The sequence below is a fragment of the Campylobacter concisus genome (assembly GCF_003048535.1).
Lineage (GTDB): Bacteria > Campylobacterota > Campylobacteria > Campylobacterales > Campylobacteraceae > Campylobacter_A > Campylobacter_A concisus_S.
The window spans coordinates 1-3,522 of record NZ_PIRQ01000019.1 but is presented as its reverse complement, the minus strand read 5'-3'; the positions used below and the strand labels follow the sequence as shown (position 1 = coordinate 3,522).

Here is a 3,522-nt window from a genome sequence, read left to right as displayed (position 1 = left end):
TAGCTGTAAGAGATAAGGTTGTCTTTTCTCCATTAGTCATATCTAGTTTTTCGATATTTTTAACATGGCTAAAGTCTATGCTATTATCAGCTACTTTTAATGTATCAAATCCGGCTCCGCCGTCGATAGTCGAAGTATCTTGAATACTTGCATTTTTACCGATAGAGATAACATCATCTCCGCCACCGCCGCTTACGGTAGAGTTATTCTTAACGGTTAGATTATTTCCGATAGTGATCGTGTCATTACCATCAGTAGCGTTATTTACTCCGCCGCCGCCTTCGCCCCAGTCTCCATAAATTCCGGCATTGCCGTCTAAGGTTAGGTTATCGCCTATAGTAATAGTATCTTTTCCTTGACCACCTTTTACGTCGGCATAGTTTTTAAACGTTACGTTATTTCCCATAGTTACTGTATCGTTACCGAAAGTGCTCGCATCTGTATCGTTCTTATCATTATCCATATAGATATCAGAATTATCTATAGTAACGTTATTTCCTATTTTTGCGGTATCACTATGGTATCCTAAGTGCATATGCGTACCTTCGCTAATATTAGCTCCGTCTCCGATATTTAGAGTATCACTTTGATCTCCAGTTATAAGCTGAGAGTGTTTAACAGTAGCACCGGCTCCTATATTAATTACGTCATCATTGGCGTGAAGATCTATTCTTGTATTGTATAGCTCAGCACCATCTTTAATATTAATCGTATCTTTAGCAACGGCACTACCAAATGCACCGATTACGGTTTTATCGTATGAGCTAGCATCTTTATCGCCAAATTTACCACTAATATTAACCGTATTATCGCCAGTACTCCAGCCACCTCCAAGAGTGATTTTAGTATTGTCAGATTCTATACTACCGCCAGTACCATCGATATTAACGGTATTTGTACCATGTCCTGTTTGAATATTAGCGTCTTTAAATTTACCGCCCTTAATATTGATAGTATCGTCGCCGCTTCCGGTTGTGATATTAGAGTTTTTAATTATGCCACCACCGATATTTATAGTATCGTTATCTTTTCCGGTGTCAATATTAGACTTTTCAACCGTACCGTTTATATTTAAAGTATCTTTTCCACCGTAAGTTTGTATTTCGGCATTTTTGACTGTAGCGCCGGCTTTAACATTTATGGTATCTTCTGAACTATAATAATCCCTATGATCTGATCTTATATAAGTTTTATGCTCATTAAAGGCATTAAGACTAGCATCTTGGTCGCCAAATACCGCACCAGACTCTATATTTACTTCATTTTTACCCTTGCCTAGTCCGATCTCTGCTTCGCTAAATGTACCGCCTCTTACATATACTTTATCTTCACCATCATCGGTATAAATTCTTGTATTAGTTAAATTTGCTCCGGCATTTATATTTATCTCGTCGTTACCACCATCCATATTCACAAGAGAATCTTTAAATGTAGCATTATCTATTGTTAAAGTATCTTTGCCCTCGCCCATATCTGCTTTGACTTTTACCGTAGCTCCGCCGTGCATCTTTATCTCATCGTCTCCACCGTGAGTTTGAAGATTATTGCCGACGTTAGTATAAGTAAAGTCGCCCGCTATATCTATAACGTCTTTATTTTGGCTACCCATAAGGCTCTTTACTCTAGCTTCGCCGCTTTGATGGAAATTCATATATTGCTCGCCTAGAGATGAAGATGCCTGTATAGATACATCTTTTAGTACGGCGTTTCCGGTTACGTTTAGAGTAGCTTTATCTGTTGATTTATCGCCTTCAAACTGCAATGTAGTGCCATCCAACTCGGCATTACCGTTAATATTTATTTTATCGTTTGCTCCAGCTCCGGTGTTAAAATTACCACCTTTAGCCTTAACATTGCCGCTTATAGTTATAGTATCACTACCTTGTTCCCCTTGAAGATACGTGTTATTTAAGATTGCATTGCCACTTACTGTTATAGTATCATCACCGCTTCCGCTCTTATTGAATCCACCGGTTAAATTTGCATTTCCGGTTATGGTTATCTCGTCATTACCATTACCAGACTTAATGCTAGTGTATTTAAGTTGTGCATCCTCGATTTTTACAGTATCTTTAGCTCCGCCAACCGCATTAGCATTAGCATCGCCAGTATCTATATTTACGTTATCTAGAACGGTATTTGTACCTGAAATAGTTATCTCATCATTTCCCGGTCCATTTATAGGATCAAGTGTAGCTCCGCCATCGCCTAGTATAGAGCCACCAGTAAATTTAGTTCCATCGTTAATGAAAATTTTATCGTTTCCAGCTCCGCCAGATACGCCGCCTATACCTCCTGGACTATTAAATTCCGCTCCGTTAATGTGTATCTCATCATCTCCGTCATCAGCCCAAACAGTACCTTTATTAAATTGAACACCACTTTCTAAATATACTTTATCGTTGCCTCGTCCAGTTGTAATGAGTGAATTGTCTTGAAATATAGTTCCATCTTTTACAGTAACGATATCATCTCCGTTTTTCGTATATACATTAGAATATTTACCTGGACTACTTTCCATAAATGTAGCGTTTGAAATAGTTATTTCGTCATTATCGTCAGCTGCTGTATCGCTTCCTGTACTTAGCGTAGAGCCTTTAAATATTATACGATCAGTAGAATTTAATTTACCGTCATTGATCTTTATAGTATCTTTACCTGCACCCATATCTACATTTACATTAGTGAGTGTTATACCGCTTTTTATATTTACAGTATCTGAGCCATCTTCGGTTACAATATTTGATTGAGCCGTTGCGGTAATATTTGTATTTATGTTAACAGTATCGTTATCAGCTCCAGTATTTACAGTACTGCCATTAAAAGATGTTGCATCGATATTAACCACATCTTCACCACCCTCGGTTACTATAATTGTGTTATTTACAGAAGATCCGTTAGGCAGTTCTACTCTATCTGCACTACTTCCGCTTGACATCCAGTCCACTGTGGCATTATTTAGAAATTTAACATCATCAGTTCCTACACCACTTTTTACCAAATTTATGTGAGTATCGTCTATGATTATATCATTGGGAGTATCCGATCCAAACACTCTTAAACTTGGATTAGGATTTACTATCTTAGCTACTGAGCCATCATCTGGATAGTTTGAAGCTTTTGCTGTGCTAGTTACCGCTAGGTCTTTAGCATCATCTTGACCAATAGCTAGTTTACCATCATTGCTTACATACCAACCATCTTTATGTTGGAATGCACTAGGAGTAGTAGGATCATCAGGAGTTAGATAATCTCTACCATCAGTATGTCTATATACATGATATCCATTAGGTATAGAGTTATAAAATGAAGCTAATAGTCTAGAAGATGTGCTCTCTCCTACATATGCTGATAAAGGAATTTTTATACTTCCTGCTGGTAAAGTAGGTTCTATTGCTCCAGCCCCGACAGCACTTCCTCCACTTACACCAAAGCTATTATCTCTACCTGCTGCTAGAGATAAAGCATCTATGCTTCCTACATTAGCATTTATGTTACTAATGTGGCCTCCTTCTGCAAAGC

The 3,522-nt window shown here is 38.0% G+C and carries 1 protein-coding gene; it reads right to left on the bottom strand.

What is annotated here, in order from left to right; genetic code table 11:
* Window positions 1–3,522 (bottom strand): beta strand repeat-containing protein (locus CVS93_RS09720; RefSeq protein WP_159071538.1); only part of this gene is annotated, 3,522 nt, incomplete at both ends.